The sequence below is a fragment of the Anaerostipes rhamnosivorans genome (assembly GCF_005280655.1).
GTDB lineage: Bacteria > Bacillota > Clostridia > Lachnospirales > Lachnospiraceae > Anaerostipes > Anaerostipes rhamnosivorans.
In genome coordinates, this window is sequence record NZ_CP040058.1 from 1937401 (window position 1) to 1956307 (window position 18907).

Below are 18907 nucleotides of genomic sequence, written 5' to 3' on the forward strand. Positions count from 1 at the left end.
CGTCTGCCTTAAGTATGATCCGGCAGACGGTTTTCTCTTATGATCTTATTTTCCCAGCTGTTTCACACAGCCGGACTGAATGGCCACGATGTTTCTTTTAATCTTTTCCCTCGGCCAGTCCCACCACTTGGACTCAAGCAGCAAGGAGACAGTCTCTTCTGAAAATCTCTTTTTAATAGGTTTGGCAGGGACACCTCCCACAACCGTATAGGCCGGGACATCTTTTGTCACCACTGCGCGGCTTCCGATGACCGCGCCGTCACCGATTGTGACACCTGCCATAATGACAGCCTCGTAACCGATCCATACATCATTACCGATGATGATATCTCCTTTGTTGTCCCATGCGTCAGTGACATTTTCCATCCTAAGCTCCCATTCTTCAAAGAAGAGGGGAAATGGATAAGTGGATAAGGATGACATGGCATGATTGGCGCTGTTGAAAAGGAACTTGGCACCACATGCGATGGAACAGAACTTTCCGATCACAAGCCTGTCATGATTGATTGGATAGTGGTATAAAACATTATTGGTCTCAAATAAGACCGGATCATTGACAAAGTCGTTATACATTGTATAATCTCCGACAATGATATTAGGATCTGTGATCACATGTTTTAAATATATTGTTTCGTTATCTCCCGTACGGGGATATATTTGTTTTTCTGGAACAGCCATTTGAAATCCTCCTGTAGTCTGATGTTTTCTGCAACTATTCCAGTCAATGCAATACAAAGTTTCAACAGCCTCACCTCTTTTGCTTTCTTGATACAACCCTATTTTATCATGAATATTTTATCCCGTCACTCAAATACTACCTCCTGAGGTGATTAGATTTGAGAAAGGAAGCCGCAGATCCATATTGGTGTCTGCGGCTTCCTGGGTCCTATTGTTTATTCATCAAAGTTTATTTTTAATGCCCTCATGGAATTCAGAATCGCAATGACGGAAACTCCCACATCTGCAAAGACTGCTTCCCACATATTCGCCATACCCAGGGCTCCAAGGGCCAATACCAGCGCCTTGACCGCCAGGGCAAACACAATATTCTGTTTTACGATGCGCAGTGTCTTTCTGGAGATATACACGATTGACGCGATTTTCCTTACGTCATCATCCATGAGCACCACGTCCGCGGCCTCAATGGCTGCGTCAGATCCCATACTTCCCATAGCGATGCCGATATCTGCTCTTGTGAGGACTGGTGCATCATTGATGCCGTCCCCGACGAACGCAAGCTTTTCTTTATCCCGCTGTCTTTCCAACAAACCTTCCACTTTAGAGACCTTATCTCCCGGGAGAAGTTCAGAATATACCTCATCAATCCCAAGTTCTGCCGCAACGGATTCCGCCGCTTCTTTTCTGTCTCCGGTGAGCATGACGCATTTCTTCACTCCCACACGCTTCATGCTTCTGATAGCCTCTTTAGCCCCTTCCTTAACGGTGTCAGAGATGACGATTGCCCCGACAAATTCGCCCTGCCTTGCCACATAGACGACGGTGCCTGCTTCCTTGCAGGAAGCATAATCAATCTTCTGCTGTCTCATCAATTTGCCATTGCCCACCAGAATCTCTTTTCCGTCGATCATAACACGGATTCCGTGTCCGGCAATCTCCTCTGCATCAGACACACGGTTCATATCCAGCGTCTTTCCATACGCTTCTTTGATCGAACCGGCAATCGGGTGGTTAGAATAACCTTCCCCCAGTGCGGCCAGCTCCAGCAGTTCCTCCTCCCCACAGTTCTGCGGAAGGATCTGCGTCACCTTAAATTCACCCTTTGTCAGTGTCCCTGTCTTATCAAAGACGATGGTAGTCATCTCAGATACTGCTTCCAGATAATTGCTTCCTTTTACCAACACACCGATCTTGGATGCGGCTCCAATCCCTCCAAAGAATCCCATAGGCACAGAAATAACAAGTGCACATGGACAAGAAATAACAAGGAAAATACATGCTCTCTGGATCCATTCACCCCATCCGCCTCCTAAGATCAGTGGTGGCAGCACAGCAAGCAGCACTGCTCCCACTGTCACGACCGGGGTATAGTACTTGGCGAATTTTGTGATAAAATTCTCTACCTTAGCTTTTTTGCTGCTGGCATTTTCCACAAGCTCCAGGATTTTTGCCACTGTGGAATCCTCAAACTCTTTTGTCACCTTTACTTTTAATGTGCCGCTGCCGTTGACGCAGCCGCTGATGATCTCATCCCCTGCAGACGCTTTTCTTGGTACAGACTCCCCTGTCAAAGCCGCAGTATCAATCAGAGATTCTCCTTCTGTCACTATCCCATCCAGAGGAATCCGCTCGCCAGGTTTTACCACAATGATCGTTCCCACTTCCACGTCATCCGGGTCTACCTGAGTCAGTTCTCCATCTGCCTCAATGTTGGCATACTCCGGACAGATATCCATCATCGCGGAAATGGACTGGCGGGATTTCCCCACCGCATAACTCTGAAACAGCTCTCCAACCTGATAAAAAAGCATGACGGCCACTGCTTCTGAATACTCCTTCACACCAAGGGCCCCAAAGGTAGCAATCATCATTAAAAAATTCTCATCAAAGATCTGTCCATGGCTGATGTTTCTGACTGCTTTGAAAATAATGTCATACCCGATCACTAAGTACGGGATCAGATAGATCAAAAACAAAAGCCAGGAACCCTTAAGGCCATCAAGCCCTCCTGTATGCTCCGCTGTCATCAGCCCTGCCAGCAAAAGAAACGCTATGACAATGCGGACCAGCATTATTTTATGTTTTTTGGTCATATTTATAGTCTCCTTATTTATAATATGAAACCCCGAAAACTGGAATCATATCCTATGCATCCGGGGTATCTCTGCTACATTAAAATCTTGCAGTCTGGCTCTACCTTGGCACAGGCATTGACCACCTTCTGCATAATCTCATCAAATTGCTCGTCTTCTGCATTGATCGTCATTTTCTGGGTCATAAAGCTTACACTTGCATCGTTCACACCCGGAATCTTTTTAATTGCTTCTTCCATCTTGGCAGCGCAGTTCGCACAGTCTAAATCCTCTAATTTAAATTTTTTCTTCATAACAACCTTCCCTTCTTTTATGATTATTCCTCAATATGATCTCTTCCCTGGGCAATGATTGTCCTTACGTGACCATCTGCCAGTGAATAAAATACGGATTTTCCTTCTCTCCTGGACTTTACAAGCTTTGCCTGTTTCAGGATCTTCAGCTGATGCGAGATCGCAGACTGGGTCATGTTGAGAGCCTCCGCCAAGTCACACACGCAGACCTCCGCTTCAAACAGGACAAATAAAATCCTGATCCTTGTAAAATCGCCGAATACTTTAAACAGCTCGGCTAAGTCGTGCAGTTCTTCTTCCTCAGGCATCTTGTCACTTACGATTTTCAGCAAATCATCGTGTACCTGAAATGTATCGCAGCATTCCACGTCATTTACAGCCAATTTCTCACCCACTTTCTTCTTACTATCATTCATATGAACAATTATTCATATGTTTATAATATAACTCTTTCTCCATAATGTCAATGGAGAAAGCAAAGTTTAATTGATATTTTTTTTCAAGAACAAAGTGGGCAAGCCACTTCATCTCCCCACCTCCTCACTCTTTGAGGGGCTTGTGCACTTTGCGCGCCAAATGCGATTTGACGTAGTCAAATGATTTTCTTACGCATTTGTGTGCATACTGCCCGCAGGGCTTTTTTATTCCATAGGGAGGTTCGCAGAACTTTCCTATGGAACAAAAAAAAGAAACAGCGGCAAGCCTTCTTTTCATTGTCTGCTTGCCGCTGCTTCTCTCGTATTGCCATAAGGGTCATATATGGCTTTAATCGTTCCACTCCGTTGCGTCCTTCGGCATCGGCGCATTATAATACCCCAGTTTGTGCAAATTAAACCATTCTGCGATCTTAGGCTCCGGGGCGGCTTTTAAAGTGAGCAATACCCCCTTGGCAAATTCTAAAGGAGCCGTTCCGTTTGCCGTGATAACATTTTTATCGCTGACAGCCTGCTCCATCATGTACAGCTTTTCTCCCGTGTACGCCGCGCCTGCCCATTGTTTCAAGTCGTTCAGATCATTGCACGTATGTCTGACATGATTCAGGGCGCCGGTTGTTCCAAGAAATGCGGAGGCGTCGCAGATGCCGCCCAGCACCTTTTTCTCCGACAGGCATTGACAGACCAAAGGCTTGATTTCCGCGGCATTTTCATTTCTCCATGCCATGCCCCCGATCAATATCAGTGCTTCATAATCAGACGGTACAGAGTCAATGCCATAATCGGGCACCATATGAAACCCTCCGATCGATGTAACCGTATCCGTTGTTAAAGATACAGTTTTAACTTCATACTGACCTTCTCCCAGCATATAGAGCGCAGAAGACAGGTAGGCAGCCTCCCAATCCGCATACTGGTCCAATAATACAAATAAAATCTGTTTTTTCATAACTTAACTCTCCCTTTTGTTTTCTTGGCGGCTCCTATGGGCCGTGATAATGGTATAACTGTAAGCATTGATCGTAATGACGCAGTTGTCTATGCCTACATACCAGTTCTTCCCGTTTCTTTTGATATCGGCTTCAGCGGATTTAATCTTCGTTTGGCACCACTGGACCACATCATCTGTGTCCAGGGAGAGATTCTTTTTGATCCGTCCAACGCCCAATTCTGTTGTATGCAGTTTCTCTAAGTTTTCCAGTAATTGATTCTTTCCGTTCATTCTCCCATAACACCATTCAGACTTCAGCAAGCCCATCCTCCCCGTTTGACTCAAAATCAGTTATTCCATAGTTCTGCTTCAGGATTCTATTTTATCACTAAGAAAGGCTGAAGTCCTCTTAATTTTAACAATGATTTTGTAAGTTATCTGCTTCTTTCTTACCATCAGGCCTCAGCGGTCCATAGAAATAAGATGCTGTTGCGCCGCCATCGATCAGAACATCCGATCCTGTAATAAAAGCGCCCTGATGGCTCATCAAAAGCCCGGCAACGTTAGCGATCTCATCTGCCGTTCCTGGCCTGCCTGCTGGACATTTTGCAAACATCGTTTTGTAGAATTCTCCCCTTTGCCCGTTAAATTCATCCATGGCAAGCGGTGTAACCACAATCCCCGGTGAAATGGAATTGATCCTCGCCCCCTTTACGCCCCACTTGACCGCCTCTGCCATGACACGTTTCTCATTACACCTTTTTGCCATCTGATATGCATGAAGGGTATTCCTCAAATTTCGAGGCTGCAGCACTTCCAGAGATAACAATTGTCCTGTAGGACAGGTTGCCAGCTGTTCATCAATTTCAGGTGACAGAGCCGGCATCCGATGGCCGGACTGGCTGGAAATCGTAACTCCGACGCCGCCTTTTGTAATCACCTTTCCGACTTCTTCCAACAGCACCGCTGTTCCGTACAGATCCACTTTGAGAATCGTTTCTATGGAAGCCTGGCTGGGCGAAACCCCTGCCGCATTAATGAACATAGAAATATCTCCGTACCGCATTGCCTCTTTTATAAAATTCAAAATGGACTCTCTTGAAGAAAGATCCATTTCCATCCAATCTGAATCAAATCCGGCATGATTAAGAATCTCAACTGCTGCCTCTGCTTGATCCTGATCTTTATCACCCACCACGATTTTCCTGCCATAACCCATTCTTCTAGCAATCGCCATTCCAATCTGCCCCGCACCGGTTAACAACATAACATCACTCATAAAACGAACCTCCCAAATACTTTTTTCTACACTGCTCTTCTGAGTTTATTGTAAAGATGCAGAAAAAAAACAGCAATCTCAATTCCGAATGATAAAGATAAGAAAAACTTATACCTACAGGGCACACCGTTTAAGGGCGTCCAGGATTCGCATATTGTGGGTGATGATCAAAAACGAGCCTTTGTGGTTCTTCTGGTTTTCTTCAATGCCTCTGGAGAATCTCCATAGCCTTGTTTAACTCCCACTTAAAGTTCCACATCTGCTTCTATAATCAAAGTATTTTAGATCCCACTATTTTTATAGGAATTCTCGCAGCCTCATTGTTTACCTGTTCTCTGTATGATGCAAAATGAACGGCAGTAAATAAGAACATTTCTCAAAACATCTTCCAGATCTTAGTGCATCAAGTCGATTTGGTGATATACCAAAAATTACTAAGGAGCCGGAATTCTATCCGGCTCCTTTGAATAATATAGAATCAAGGTGTATAATAGTAAAGACTTTTTAACCACAACGAAGGAGGTTCCCCATGAAGATCAAGACAGAAGTGCAGTTTCAAGGCCATAACGTTTCTATAACGGATGTGGAAAAGATGGTAAAAGAAGATATTAAATCAAAAGGGTTCAAATTAAATTCCCTAAGCTCGCTGGAGATCTACTACCAGCCGGAAAACCGTTCCATCTTTTACGTAGCAGCAGCCAAAGACGGCAGTATCATCGACAATGAAGATGCATTGACCGTTGAATAATTTATGAAAGCCATACGGTAATACATATACCCCGCCATTTGGCAGGGGTATTTTGTTATGATCTGCGTCATTCCAGTGCCCCCTTTACCCTCTTTTTCCGTCTGCACATCCGGTCCTCCGCCTGTCTGACCTGGTTTGCATAAGCGTGCTTCCTTCCCTTCAGAAGAATCTTCCTTCCTTTTTCGTTTCTTGTATAGACCAATCTGTACGGGCCAATGCTCTTTTGCATGATCCAGGCAAATAAATCTGCTTCATCTCTATTTTTTGCAAACAGCTCCGGTACACAAAAATAATTCTGCATGCTTTTCCATCTCTTTTTCGCATAGAGCAGATACCGCTGGTTATCCACCTCTCCCAAAAATTCACTGACGCATGCGGCAAACAGGTCTTTTTCCCTGACTGTCCCTCCCGTGAGACAGACATAAAACATAAGGCCCTGTTCTTCCTCCACCACAACCTTGGTATCTGATTCAATCTGTTGTGTTTGAAATAGCGCATCCCGGATTCCTTCGCCGATGGCTTTTAGACGCTTCAGAGGAGTCATCAGCTTGACAATTCCGGCGCCAAAACGAACGGTCAAAAATAGAAACAGGACAGATACGGCTGTCACTGCCAGTAAGGAAAACACACTGTATGTATGTGCTGTTTTCGTATAAATGCTGATGGTAAAGATCTCCACAAATATATTCATGAGCTGAAAACCGATGAGATTAAAAAAGGAGACACCCGGCTTCAGATTCTCTTTCGGCACTCCGCATTCATCAGCCACTTCCATTTTTCTGTTGATGACTGTGGCTTGTTCCCATTTCTGCCGGAGGGATTCCCTGTCCGCTGCCCGTTCTGCCATATCCCTGTTGATCTTTTCCACCTGCTTCGGTGCAGGGACATCCCCGGCCAGTCCAAGTCTTTCGATTCCGTTTTCGATGATATCTCCGGTATAACTAACACCGAGAACTCCATCCATCCTGCGGGACAGCATGGCAAAATCTTCGGACACCAGGGTATCCTTAAGTCCCAAAAGCTGTCCCGTCTTGTCCTTCTTCTCTGGATCAATGCACACTAAATGCCAGATATTGCTCGTCTTCTTCGGATTTCCTGTCATTGTTCTGATAGCACGCCCCCTCATCTGGTTGCTGAGGATAAAGGAACCGACAAAGCTGGCAAGAATCAAGGTGTTGATACATGGAGAATCCCATCCTTCCCCCAGAAGAGACTTTGTCCCGACCATGACCTGTACATATCCGGCTTCAAAGACCTGTGTGGCCAGCCTTACTGCATCCTGTCTTCTCCCCCGGATCGTGACATTCAAATACCCCAGAGGAAGCCCTGAGCGATCATTCATCTCCCGGAAAACGATTCTGCCGCTGTCTATAAGCAGGGTCTGCGCCGCTTTCTCCAAAGCACCCTCCGCTTCAGCTGGAAGTATCAAAAACTCACCGCACAAAACACCAAGCCGGAGCTTTGGCGGCAATTCCCGGCGGAGCAGCTCAAATAAAGACAGGACTCCAAGCTTGCTTACCGGCTGTGACAGATCACCGATGGCAGTTACATATTCCCTGCGTATATAATCTGTCAGGATCAGCAGCTTCAAATCCTCCCCCAAAGTTCCGTATTCTGTCAGAACAATCTGTCTAACACTTTCCAGTTTCCCTGCGCTGTTCACCAGCATCTTTTCAATGGATGGATTGACAAGAAGCGTAACTTTCTTACGCTCAATACAGTTCCTCCGTTTCAGATCCCTATAAAGGTCATTGCGTAGACCGGGCTCCCACTCATAGCTGTCGGTATCATCAAACAGCATTCCCTGCAGGAGCTGTTCCAGTTTCGGGATATCAAAGCCGGGTAAAGAATGAATATTCAAGATTTTCAGCCATTTGTGCGGGTAATGGATTCCTGCTGAGTCCAAAAAGCTTAAAATAGACACCAGGTAGGAGGGATCTTCCAACAGTTCATCCGCGGAATCTTCCAGATTCATGATTCCCCGACGAGACACCACAGCCTTTTTCAATGACTCATTTTCAAGCAGTTCCCTGAAGATCTGTCCTGTCTCCCTGCGGAATCTGCTGATCGTTTCTTTTTCTTCCCTTGTCGGGCGGCTGAAATATACATAGTCCTGATGTGGGCACAGGCTGTGGTCCCGGACCAACTCAGGCACGATGATCTCCTCATCGATCTCCCCGCAGAGGCTGATATACCGTTTCCATGCAGCCGGTGTGGAGTCATAGGGAGGCGTGGCAGTCAGGGAAACCACCTGGATATCCCCTAATTGCTGTAAAAAACTCTCCAGTGCTTTCCACCACTCACTGCGCAGATGGTGGCATTCGTCCAGGCAGATAGTGCCGATGCCTGCCTCTCTCACTGTCCGTAAGAGATCAAAGCCTCTGAAATCCTCATCTGCCTGTGACATGCCGGAATAAAGCGACTGGTATGTCAGGGATGTGATCAGAGCAGGCTGACGGATATCGTCCGAGAGAATATTTCCGTCATCCCTTTCTAAAAAAGCTTCCCTGATTCGCTGGAGCCACTGCTGCCGGATTACCAGCGTCGGAGATAAGATCAAGCACGGTCTGCCCAGACGTCTGATCAGCTCGATTCCCAGAGTGGTTTTGCCTGACCCCGGAGGCGCCACAATGTGAATCTTTCCATCTTTTAAATAAGTGTCCGCAGACTCCAGGATCCGGCTCTGATAAGGCCGCCATGTTCCTTGAAAGCTTAGAATATTGTCATAGAGATTCATGCTTCCCCTTTCTGGATTGCCTCATGTTCTTTTCCGCCATCAAATTCTTTACTCATTATACCTTCGAACCACCGGTGTATCAAATCAATATTCATAAAAGCAAAAAAGACAAAGGAAATATCCTTTGCCTTTTTTCTTACAATTCTCCCCTGGACTCCCGTTCTGTCAATTCTTCCATAATATTCGGATACATCTTATCCAGTTTATATAGAAACAGTGTGATGATCACTGCCACCCACACGACCATAGGCCCAAATTTATAGATGTTAATAATCATATGTATAGCGCTGTCCGGCTGCACCATACTTCCGGCTGTGGAGCTCAGATAACCTGCAGCTGACAAAAGGCTTGTGATGATAGCAGAAGTCAGCCCTGCCCCAAGCTTCATCCCAACGGAACTTCCTGCAAAGATCAGACTCTCCTGCCGGATATGGGTCTTCCATTGGCCGAATTCTACCACGTCTCCAAGGAACCCGAATACTATGGAATTAAGAGGTGCCAGCCCGATTCCCCGGATCACACAGCTGAAGACCATAAATCCGAAATTCTGTGGATTGATAAAGAAGATTAGATGCCCTATAAATGCAAGGCAGGCACCGGCCAAGGACATATTCCTCTTACCAAAACGTCTCAGCAGCAGAGGACTCATAAAAGTTACACCCACAATGATCAGTGTCTCTGTCAGATACAGGGTGCTGTACATCCATGTGTCATTGTGGAAAATATATTTGCAATAATAAGGAAGGATTGTTCCAGTCACACAGTAGATACCATTCTGCATCGTCCACAGTATGACCACTGCCCAAAAATACTGGTTTGTCACTAAAGCTTTCAGTGCCTTCCTGGCAGGCACTTTGGACTGCTTTTTCTTGGCCTCGATCACGACAGTTTCTCTACACTTAAAAAAGCAGACTAGAAGCAGGATCAACGCGATAGAGGCCCAGAGAGCCATGGTTTTGATCCATGCAGCCTGGTCATTTCCGAATAATTTCACTACCGGCATAGTACAGGTAACTGCCAGGATCCTTCCGAATGGAGACAGCCCCATTCTCACCACACTCAGCATATCCCGCTCTGAAGAAATCCTGGTCATCATAGCGGACAGACTGCTGTACGGAAGGTTAATCGCTGTATAACAGACCGTGTTGCAGAAATTATAGGTCACGAACATATAGGCAAACTGCACAGTGGCTGTGCTGTTTGGAACCGCAAATAATAGAACCGCTGAGATAGCAAAGGGCACACACATCCAGAGCAGCCATGGTCTTGATTTTCCCCACTTAGTGTCTGTCTTCTCAACGATCACCCCCATAATGGCATCGGAGACTCCGTCAAACATCCTGGACAGAAGCATGACCAGACCGACCGTCGCTGCACTCACACCCACATAATCCGTATAAAATAACGTGAGCAGTGTACTGATCATACCGAAGACCACATTGCACGCGGTGTCTCCGCATCCGTAGGCAAATCTGGTTCCCCACCCGAGTCTCCCGGGGGCTAAATTTTCCTTGGGCTTATTCTTTTTATTCATTCTTATCTCCCTTCCTTATTCATCAGAGAAGCTCTTTCTCGATCCGTTCTCTCGCTTCCGGCGCCTGCTTCTCCATCTTTTCCGGGAATCCGAACATGGACACACATGCGATGTTGTCTCCTCCGGCTTTTGGCGCGTCTTTCTTTAACTGGCTGTTGGCAAAGTCCATATCCCTTAACGTCTCAAAGATCCCGTCAAAGTCCACGTCTCCCTCACCCATAGCTAAATGCTGGTGGATGGTCACATCCGCTTTTCCCCTTCCGTTTAACCAAGGCGGGTTGGCGATATAGCGGCAGTCCAACGTCTGGTTGAACGTGTCCGCAAACAGTACATGGGTCAGTTCTTCCCCTGCATATTGTAACATGGATTGCACATCTCCTTTTCCCTCGTCATAAAAGAATCCGTGAGGAGAAGAGTACACATACCCAAGGTTCGGGGAGCGGAAGGATTTCACCAGGTCACAGGTCTCATTGTTTAATTCACAGAAGTCATACGGATGGGACTGTATTTCCACCCGGAGCCCCTCCCTTTCAATAATCGGTAAAAGCTCTTCCATGGAGCGAAACCACATGCCGTTGCAGATCTCCTGCTGGTTGGGATCCCCGGAGAGTTCCGTGTTGATCACCGGAACTCCCATGTCCACGGCGATCTCAATCATCCGCTTCCAGTTGGCCACTGCCATCTGTCTCTGCTCCTCCGTGGGTCCCGACCAGCGGTACACCACAATAAAAGATGAAATCTCTATCCCGGTCTCTTTTAGGGCTTTCCTGTATTCTGCCTCACATTCCCTGGAAAACAGCGGGTGTTTATAGAATGGGTTGATCCTTGGATGCGGAGACTGTTCGATGTACTTATAACCCCAGTCCGCGACTTGATGCACCATCTGGTTGATATCCATCTGCTTTGCCAGCACATCCACATCAAATGCTATCTTCATAATACAATACCTCCTTTATGACAAAACGGATATTCATCCCAAAAAGGAGTTATGAATATCCGCTTATGTCTTACATACTCTGGTCTGTTTACTTGCTGATGGTCTGGTTCAGTGCATCGATAGAAGTGAGAACTCCTGCCTCCACAGACATGGTCAGGTCTTCCATCTCCAGGGATACATCTCCATCATATCCCATCATGCTGAGAACTGAGAAGAATTCCTTCCACCACTGTAAATCCTTACCGCATCCTACTGCTACATAGTTCCACACACGTTTTGCGGACTCTGTCACCGGCCTTGGCTCCAGGAGTCCATTGGTGTCAGCAAGACCCCGTTCAATACGGGCATCCTTTCCGTGTACATGGAAAATGCAGCCTTTCAGCGCTCTGGCCGCCGCAATCGGATCAGCCCCAAGGATCATCATGTGGGACGGGTCCAGATTAATGCCGATCATTGGATCTGTCGCTTCCCTGAGTTTTAACATAGTCTCGGCTGACCACACCATGGTTCCCGGGAACTCTTCAATGGCGATCTGTTCCACACCGCATTTCTTGCAGTGGGCCGCAAATTCCTTCCAGAAAGCGATGGTCACTTTCCACTGGTATTCATAAGCGGGTGCCATAAAGTCCGGCCATGATACAGTGGATGTGATCCAGTTTGGAGTTGTATCTGTCTCATTTCCGCCAGGAAGTCCCGCCATTGCAACAATTTTTTTAACTCCAAGCTTTCCAGCCAATTCGGCACATGCATACATGGAATCTTTATACCCTTCTCCGGTTTCTGAAGGCCACAATGGATTGCAGGACGTATTCAGTGCAGAAATCCGCATTCCTCTTTTTGAAAGTTCCTCCTGAAAGGCTTCCAGCTTAGCCGGATCTGAGAGCAACTCTTCGGTGTTACAGTGCTTACGTGCACCCCAGCCCCCTGCGGTCATTTCCACCGCATTAATTCCAAGAGATTTCACCTTGTCGAGCATATCTGTATAAGAAAGTTCTGCAAATACATCGGTACATATTGCTAACTGCATATCATTTCCTCCTAATTATTCAAAATCAACCCAGACTCCGCCTTTGTCAGCAGATTCTACACATTTGGTTACCCATCGGATGCCTTCAATACCGGCATTAATATCCGGATAAACGAGATTCTTTAAGGTCTCTTCATCGCCTCGGTCTTTTGCGTCCATTGCTACGGCAAATTTCAGATAAATATTTGCCCAGCTCTCAGGAAGACCTTCTGCGTGCAGTGCACCGAGCCGCTCATCTGCATTGCACTCTTCATACAGATAAGGCATGGAGCGGATCATCTTGCGGATCGGTTCCCCCTGTACCTGATACAGAAGTTCGTTTGGCTGATTATCTGAAAATTCCACAGATGCTTTGGAACCTACGATACGGATCCTGTGGCCGTCCATACATCCGGCGTTTACTGCGGATGCCCACATACGTCCTACTGCCCCGTTTTCATAGCGCATCATCACATAAGCGTTATCTTCCAATGGTGCACGGGATTTTACGAAACTCTGGCGGTCGCATAAGAGCTCTTTCAGTTTCAGCTCCGGGCATACCAGCTCGGACATATAAAATGTATGGGTGGATAGATCACCCAGTACAAAGGATGGTCCTGATTTTTCAGGGTCAACACGCCATTTCTGTCCTTCTGACTCCTTATCTCCGATCTCGTCACACGCAAATCCGTGAGTATACTGAAGTTCTACCATATGGATGTCTCCCAGATCGCCGTTCTTTACCATCTGGCGCATCTGTAAGAGAAGCTGGCTTCCTGAGAATCCGTAGGTAACTCCCACAATCTTGTTCATCTTTTCTGCCAGTGCTTTGATCTCTTCTCCCTGTTCCACCTTAAAGAATAAAGGTTTCTCACAGATCACGTGAAGCCCTGCTTCCAGAGCAGCTTTTGTAATCTCAAAGTGGGTAAAGTTCGGTGTTGCTATAGAAACCACTTCGATTCCATCCGGGCGTTTTGCTTCCTCCTCAAACATCGTCTTATAGTCAGGGTAAAGTCTGTCTTCGCTGACGCCTAAATTTTTACCAAAATCCTTGCAGCGTTCGTAATCAATATCAAATGCTCCTGCCACAAGTTCAAACGCCGTATTGTCTCTTAAAGCTCCCAGGCGGTGTTTATAGCCTACATTTCCTGTACGTCCGCCTCCAACCATAGCCCAGCGGTAAGGTCTTTTGATCTTCTTTTCACCGTTTAACATCTTACATATCTCCTTCACATAAACTTCATTATTTTTGTTTTCCTAATTGGACAGGGAATCCCTATTGATACAGAATGCGCATTTTGGATATATTGAACAAATTTTATGTATCTTCCTTGCTTTATTTGTTCATTTCCTTTACTGTAACTGCATTATAATCTATAATAGACTTATGGTAAATACTGCATCTTGTCTAAAAGTTCATCATTCTTGCTTTGTTAATAATTAAAAAAAGGAGAGATCATTATGAAAAGTGTTGACCCGGGGATTCTACCCCAGTCCGTTTGTTTTTCTTTTACCCCGTCAGAAACGGCGAAGCAGCTGTATTTCTATCCCACCTGGTGCGGGCACTATTTCTGCAATAAGAATTACTATATGAAGCGGCAGTCTTTTCCGCCTCTTCTGATCGTATTCGTCAGAGAGGGAGTCTTTCATTTTGAATACAGGGATATGGTATTTGATGCCCAGAAGGGCGATGTGGTTTTGCTGGACTGCAGTGAGCCCCACTATTATTACGCCGATGACGGATTGGAGTTTTTGTATATGCACTTTGACGGTTCCAATGCCCATGATATCTGCCAAAATATCTTAAACCAGAGCGGTCCCCTGATCCAGCAGGAACATAACGTACTAATCGGACAGCAGTTATATAGTATGGTAAAGTTTCATATGCATGACGGCATCGAGACCATGTTTCAGAGTTCCATGAGGGTGTATAAGATCTTTGAATGCTTGCTGGCCCCTGACAGGCAGCAGCTCAAAGAGGATAATCCCATTGACACTGTGATCCGCTATATCCGCTCGAATATAGGAAAAGATATTTCTCTGGAAGAAATGTCTGAGGTGGCAAATCTAAGCACCTTTTACCTGGCACACTGCTTTAAGCAGCAGACAGGCTTTTCACCGAAGGAATATGTGATCAATACGAGGCTTGACCAGACCAAGATTCTTCTCGCCAGAACGACCAAGTCCGTAGCTGAGATCGCCTATGAGGTGGGCTACTCCTCAAGCAGCAGCCTTACCAATATGTTTGTAAAGCGGATGGATATGTCTCCCCGGCAGTACCGGATGATCTATCAGAGTTCCTCCTAGACAGAGATTATCTTTCCCAGGCCGGAATATCCATATAAAAACACCTCTGAACGCAGCCTGGAAAGCTGTTTTCAGAGGTGTTTCCGCTTATTATTTTAAAACTAACGTTCTTCTTTTGTGTGATGAAAATCTCTTTTATTTGCCTTTTTGCACTGATACATTGCAGCATCGGCCTCCTTTATAATCTCATCCATCGTCATGGTATTATCTTTACCTTCTACATTCACCACACCATAACTGAAGCTTACGGGATATTCTTTATCATTCTCTTCCACAAACTTATTCAGAAGGGCCGCCAATCTCTCCTCCACTATCTTTTTATCATTATAGGGAAGAATTAGGCAGAATTCATCTCCGCCGATCCGTGCGAATACGTCCGAGCTTCGGAAGGAATTCTCAATATAAGAAACGAATCTACATAGATAATCGTCCCCTTCATTATGCCCATAATGATCATTGACAGATTTTAATCCGTCCAGGTCCAGATAGCACAGAGTAACAATCTGCTTTTCTTTCAAAAGTGTTTCCATATACTCTTCAAAGGACAGTCTGTTGCGGATACCGGTCAGGGAATCATAATATGCCTTGTTAAACAGATTGCTCTCCAATTTTTTCTCATCTGTAATGTCATCCACGATGTGGACGAAAGCATCATGGCCCGCCCATTCCGTGGCAAAGGTTGTGATCCGATAGTAGCCGTTCTGCTCATCCCCCAGTTCCCAAACCTTATACTGCTTGCCGTCCTGCCAATTTAAAATCTTGTCTCTGAAAAAAAGCCTGTCTTTACAGAATTCGCATAAGTCAGGATCCACCTGCTGTTCCTCTTTCCTCTTGTTGCAGTATACAATATCTCTGGTATCTGCATCCACTATCAGGATCCACTCTTCTCTCTTTTTGATGACATCCACCAGCAAGTTATTATATTCTTCGATTACCTGGGCTCTTTTGTTGGCTATTTCTGCTTTTTCTTTTAAAAGCGCTTCTCTCTCCTTTAGCTGGGCTGTCAGCGTATTAAAGGCCTCAGAAAAGTCTCCAAGATAAGATACACGCTGAGAATAATCCCCGGCCGCGACCTGCTTTGCCTGCCAGGTCAAATGATTCAGGTTTGCATGGAGATTTTTCATATTTGAACACAACATATTCTCTCTGGACGGAACAGGACCAGAGAGATTCCCTTGAGAAATATCCGCTGAAAATGTAAGCAGCTCCTCTACGGACTGCTGTAAGACCAAAAGCCCCTGTCCTAACTTTCTGTAGGGCTCATCCAGGGCTTCTATATCAGGCGCTGTGATCGGCCGTTCATACAGGATACTTCTCAGATATTCAAACAGCACCTCACAATTCTTGTTCTCCATGTCAACTCCCCACTACTTTCAACTTTTTTTCGGCTCTACCCGGAATCTGCACACCCTGTCCCCAGTGGCCCAGCAGTCAACTTCCTCTGCCGAATATTCCTTCTTCATGTAGACCGTCATGACCCCGGATATAAACCCCTCATCATAGTTACACACGGTCTCCCCCAAAAGCGGCAATCCTGAGCAGTCCGCGTCCTCTGAGATGGTCAGTATAAACTTTCCACTCTCTTCGTCATATTTTTCAATACGGAGAACACCGATCTTCAGTTCTTCCATGCGCTCCTGCAGCTGCGCTACAAATTGGTTCAGTTCCTTTGTCAGGTCCAGCATCTTTTTGGCGAAATACACGCCGGCTCGGAATCCTGCTCCTCTCAGAACACGGATCTGCTCCTCCCTGCCGTATCGTTCCTCCAATTCTTCCCTCAAGGAATATTCCATCAGCCGGTAAACAGCGACTGGAATGTCCTCCCCTAAATTGCCCCGGCCGTCCAGATTATAGTCCATATACTCCGCCAGCCCTAACTTTTTCTGATCCTTCAGAAATATATTTTCATTCATTGCATAACCCCTTTCCAGCCTTCTGCCAACATGGAGACATCCATTCTATCTTGTATTATTGTAAGCCTCCCCGGCAAAAACTTCAATGAGATCTTACTTTTTCTACATTATTTTTGCCTATTATATACATTCAGACTGGGAAACCTAGAACCGGACCTGCTTCACTCTCTGGTTGCTGGTATCAGATGAAAGTAATAGAGCAAATCGGGCAGACCTACATCATCTGACATAAAAATGCTCCCTGACAACATAAGATGCGTTCTGTGCATCGATGTCAGAGAGCTTTTTATAGAAAAATCGAACTATGGTTTAATTTCATTCAATTTCTGTGTTTTATTCATTGTGAAGCAGCTTATGCTCCTTTCCTTTTAAAAGGCCGTCATAGACAGTCGCAACGATAGGATTCTGGCTGGAAAGTTTGATCTGGGCCATTTTATCGATCTTGTAAAGACCCTGCACTCTCGCCTTCTTGGTTCTCGGTCCGATCGGCACCGGCTGGCCTCCTCCTGTGATGCAGCCTCTTTTGCAAGCCATGACTTCTACAAAATCATAATGTACTTCTCCTGCTTCTATCTTATCCAGCACCTCAGACGCACAGCGCAGTCCATTGACTACCGCAATCTTTACGTCACGGTCTCCAAGCTTCACGGAAGCTTCCTTGATCCCGTCCACCCCGCGTACACCGGTAAAACTGATGGCTTCCAGGTCTTCTGCCCTGTCACTGTTCATCAGCCGGCGCAGAACTGCCTCCGTTACACCTCCGGTCACACCGAAGATCGCACCTGCGCCGGAGGAGATACCAAACGGCATATCCAGTGCCTCCGGCTCCAGCTGAGCCAGATCGATGCCGGCCTCCTGGATCATACGGGCTGCTTCTGTGGTAGTGATCACATAGTCCACGTTCTGTTCTCCGTCATTAAAGTGCTCCGGCCTTGTGATCTCCGCTTTCTTTGCAGTACACGGCATGATGGAGACCACCATTACCTTCCTGGAATCACTGGCGTCATTCATGCGTGCTTCCTCTTTCATCAGCGCCCCAAACATCTCCTGAGGGGACCGGCAGGTAGAAATGTGATCCTTAAACTGCGGATACCTGTTCTCACAGAATTTCACCCACGCAGGACAGCAGGAAGTAAACAACGGAAGGTTATCCCCCACCTCCAGGCGCTCTAACAGTTCTTTGGACTCTTCCATAACCGTCAGATCTGCACCGAAATTGGTGTCATATACCTCATCAAATCCGATCCTCCGCAGTGCGGCCACGAGCCGGCCGAGCACATTTTCTCCTTTTGGAATACCGAACTTATCTCCCACGGCCACTCTCACTGCCGGCGCGATCTGTACTACAACCCGGATCTCAGGATCAGACAGCGCATCCCACACCTGCTCGATATTCTGTTTGATCGTAATGGCTCCGGTTGGACAGACCGCACGGCACTGCCCACATCCCACACAGTCTGTTTGTGCCAGATCCTTGTTAAAGGCCGTCGTCACCTGCATCTTAGATCCGCGGAACGCAAAGTCCAGGATTCCCATTCCCTGGATTTCATCGCAGGTCCTGACACAGTCGCCACACAAAATACACTTGTTTGGATCCCGGATAATACATTCGGAAGACAAATCCTTCGGCAGCTGTTTTTTATTATTCGGAAAACGCACTTCCTTGATGCCCAGCTGCCTGGATAGTTTCTGTAGGACACAGACTCCGTTTTTCGTGCAGGTAGTACAGTCTCTGCAGTGGGAAGCCAGCAAAAGCTCAATGATCATTTTTCTGTGGTGTTTCAGTCTCGGGGTGTTGGTATAGATCACCATCTTATCCCGGGGAGTCTCAGAACAGGATGCAAAAATCCTTCCCCGGTCATCCTCAACGACACACATGCGGCATGCACCATATGTGGAAAGCTCTGAATGATAGCAGAAGGTAGGAAGATCTATTCCGGACTTGCGGATCACAGACAGAACATTTTTTTCGTCTGTAAATTCCACCCTTCTGTTATTGATCGTCATATAACTCATG

At 46.3% G+C, this 18907-nt stretch carries 17 protein-coding genes; 2 read left to right on the forward strand and 15 right to left on the reverse strand.

Going from position 1 to position 18907, the window contains the following annotated elements; translation table 11 throughout:
• Positions 1-45: 45 nt before the first annotated feature.
• The 7 genes from AR1Y2_RS09600 to AR1Y2_RS09630 form a co-directional block, all read right to left on the reverse strand.
• On the reverse strand, positions 46-678 hold the full coding sequence (locus tag AR1Y2_RS09600) for a CatB-related O-acetyltransferase (RefSeq protein ID WP_137328764.1): 633 nt from the start codon (positions 676-678) through the stop codon (positions 46-48).
• A gap of 215 nt (positions 679-893) precedes the next feature.
• Entirely contained in the window at positions 894-2771 is a 1878-nt protein-coding gene (locus tag AR1Y2_RS09605; protein ID WP_137328765.1) for a heavy metal translocating P-type ATPase, read from the reverse strand.
• A 74-nt stretch (positions 2772-2845) separates the two neighbouring features.
• The gene (locus AR1Y2_RS09610; protein ID WP_137328766.1) at positions 2846-3064 is read right to left on the reverse strand and encodes a cation transporter; all 219 of its coding nucleotides are present in this window, start codon (positions 3062-3064) and stop codon (positions 2846-2848) included.
• 23 nt (positions 3065-3087) lie between these two features.
• A complete protein-coding gene (locus AR1Y2_RS09615; RefSeq protein WP_137328767.1) occupies positions 3088-3480 on the reverse strand; it encodes an ArsR/SmtB family transcription factor in 393 nt (130 codons plus the stop codon).
• A gap of 349 nt (positions 3481-3829) precedes the next feature.
• Entirely contained in the window at positions 3830-4447 is a 618-nt protein-coding gene (locus tag AR1Y2_RS09620) for a type 1 glutamine amidotransferase family protein (RefSeq protein ID WP_137328768.1), read from the reverse strand.
• Between the two features lie 3 nt (positions 4448-4450).
• A complete protein-coding gene (locus AR1Y2_RS09625; RefSeq protein ID WP_137330240.1) occupies positions 4451-4720 on the reverse strand; it encodes a DUF3781 domain-containing protein in 270 nt (89 codons plus the stop codon).
• A gap of 124 nt (positions 4721-4844) precedes the next feature.
• Positions 4845-5708 (reverse strand): SDR family oxidoreductase, encoded by an 864-nt coding sequence (locus AR1Y2_RS09630; protein WP_137328769.1) that lies wholly within the window; start codon positions 5706-5708, stop codon positions 4845-4847.
• 529 nt (positions 5709-6237) lie between these two features.
• Here AR1Y2_RS09630 and AR1Y2_RS09640 point away from each other — a divergent pair.
• Positions 6238-6456 (forward strand): DUF6465 family protein, encoded by a 219-nt coding sequence (locus tag AR1Y2_RS09640; RefSeq protein ID WP_137328770.1) that lies wholly within the window; start codon positions 6238-6240, stop codon positions 6454-6456.
• 67 nt (positions 6457-6523) lie between these two features.
• Here AR1Y2_RS09640 and AR1Y2_RS09645 read toward each other — a convergent pair whose 3' ends face one another.
• The 5 genes from AR1Y2_RS09645 to AR1Y2_RS09665 form a co-directional block, all read right to left on the reverse strand.
• Positions 6524-9193: a DEAD/DEAH box helicase family protein gene (locus AR1Y2_RS09645; RefSeq protein ID WP_137328771.1), complete on the reverse strand. Its 2670-nt coding sequence runs from the start codon at positions 9191-9193 to the stop codon at positions 6524-6526.
• Positions 9194-9329: 136 nt separating this feature from the next.
• Positions 9330-10727: an MFS transporter gene (locus tag AR1Y2_RS09650; protein WP_137328772.1), complete on the reverse strand. Its 1398-nt coding sequence runs from the start codon at positions 10725-10727 to the stop codon at positions 9330-9332.
• 22 nt (positions 10728-10749) lie between these two features.
• Positions 10750-11664, reverse strand: a complete 915-nt coding sequence (locus tag AR1Y2_RS09655) for a sugar phosphate isomerase/epimerase family protein (RefSeq protein WP_137328773.1) — start codon at positions 11662-11664, stop codon at positions 10750-10752.
• 88 nt (positions 11665-11752) lie between these two features.
• Complete coding sequence (locus AR1Y2_RS09660; protein ID WP_137328774.1) at positions 11753-12691, reverse strand: sugar phosphate isomerase/epimerase family protein; 939 nt, start codon at positions 12689-12691, stop codon at positions 11753-11755.
• A 15-nt stretch (positions 12692-12706) separates the two neighbouring features.
• Positions 12707-13885, reverse strand: a complete 1179-nt coding sequence (locus AR1Y2_RS09665; RefSeq protein ID WP_137328775.1) for a Gfo/Idh/MocA family protein — start codon at positions 13883-13885, stop codon at positions 12707-12709.
• A gap of 246 nt (positions 13886-14131) precedes the next feature.
• Between AR1Y2_RS09665 and AR1Y2_RS09670 the strand changes: the two genes are divergently transcribed.
• Complete coding sequence (locus AR1Y2_RS09670) at positions 14132-14977, forward strand: helix-turn-helix domain-containing protein (protein WP_137328776.1); 846 nt, start codon at positions 14132-14134, stop codon at positions 14975-14977.
• Positions 14978-15078: 101 nt separating this feature from the next.
• Here the strand turns inward: AR1Y2_RS09670 and AR1Y2_RS09675 are convergent, their stop codons facing one another.
• The 3 genes from AR1Y2_RS09675 to AR1Y2_RS09685 form a co-directional block, all read right to left on the reverse strand.
• Positions 15079-16332, reverse strand: a complete 1254-nt coding sequence (locus tag AR1Y2_RS09675) for a sensor domain-containing diguanylate cyclase (RefSeq protein WP_137328777.1) — start codon at positions 16330-16332, stop codon at positions 15079-15081.
• 18 nt (positions 16333-16350) lie between these two features.
• The gene (locus AR1Y2_RS09680) at positions 16351-16890 is read right to left on the reverse strand and encodes a V4R domain-containing protein (protein ID WP_137328778.1); all 540 of its coding nucleotides are present in this window, start codon (positions 16888-16890) and stop codon (positions 16351-16353) included.
• Between the two features lie 333 nt (positions 16891-17223).
• Positions 17224-18906, reverse strand: coding sequence for a [FeFe] hydrogenase, group A (locus AR1Y2_RS09685; RefSeq protein WP_137328779.1), 1683 nt, complete (start codon positions 18904-18906; stop codon positions 17224-17226).
• Position 18907 lies beyond the last annotated feature (1 nt).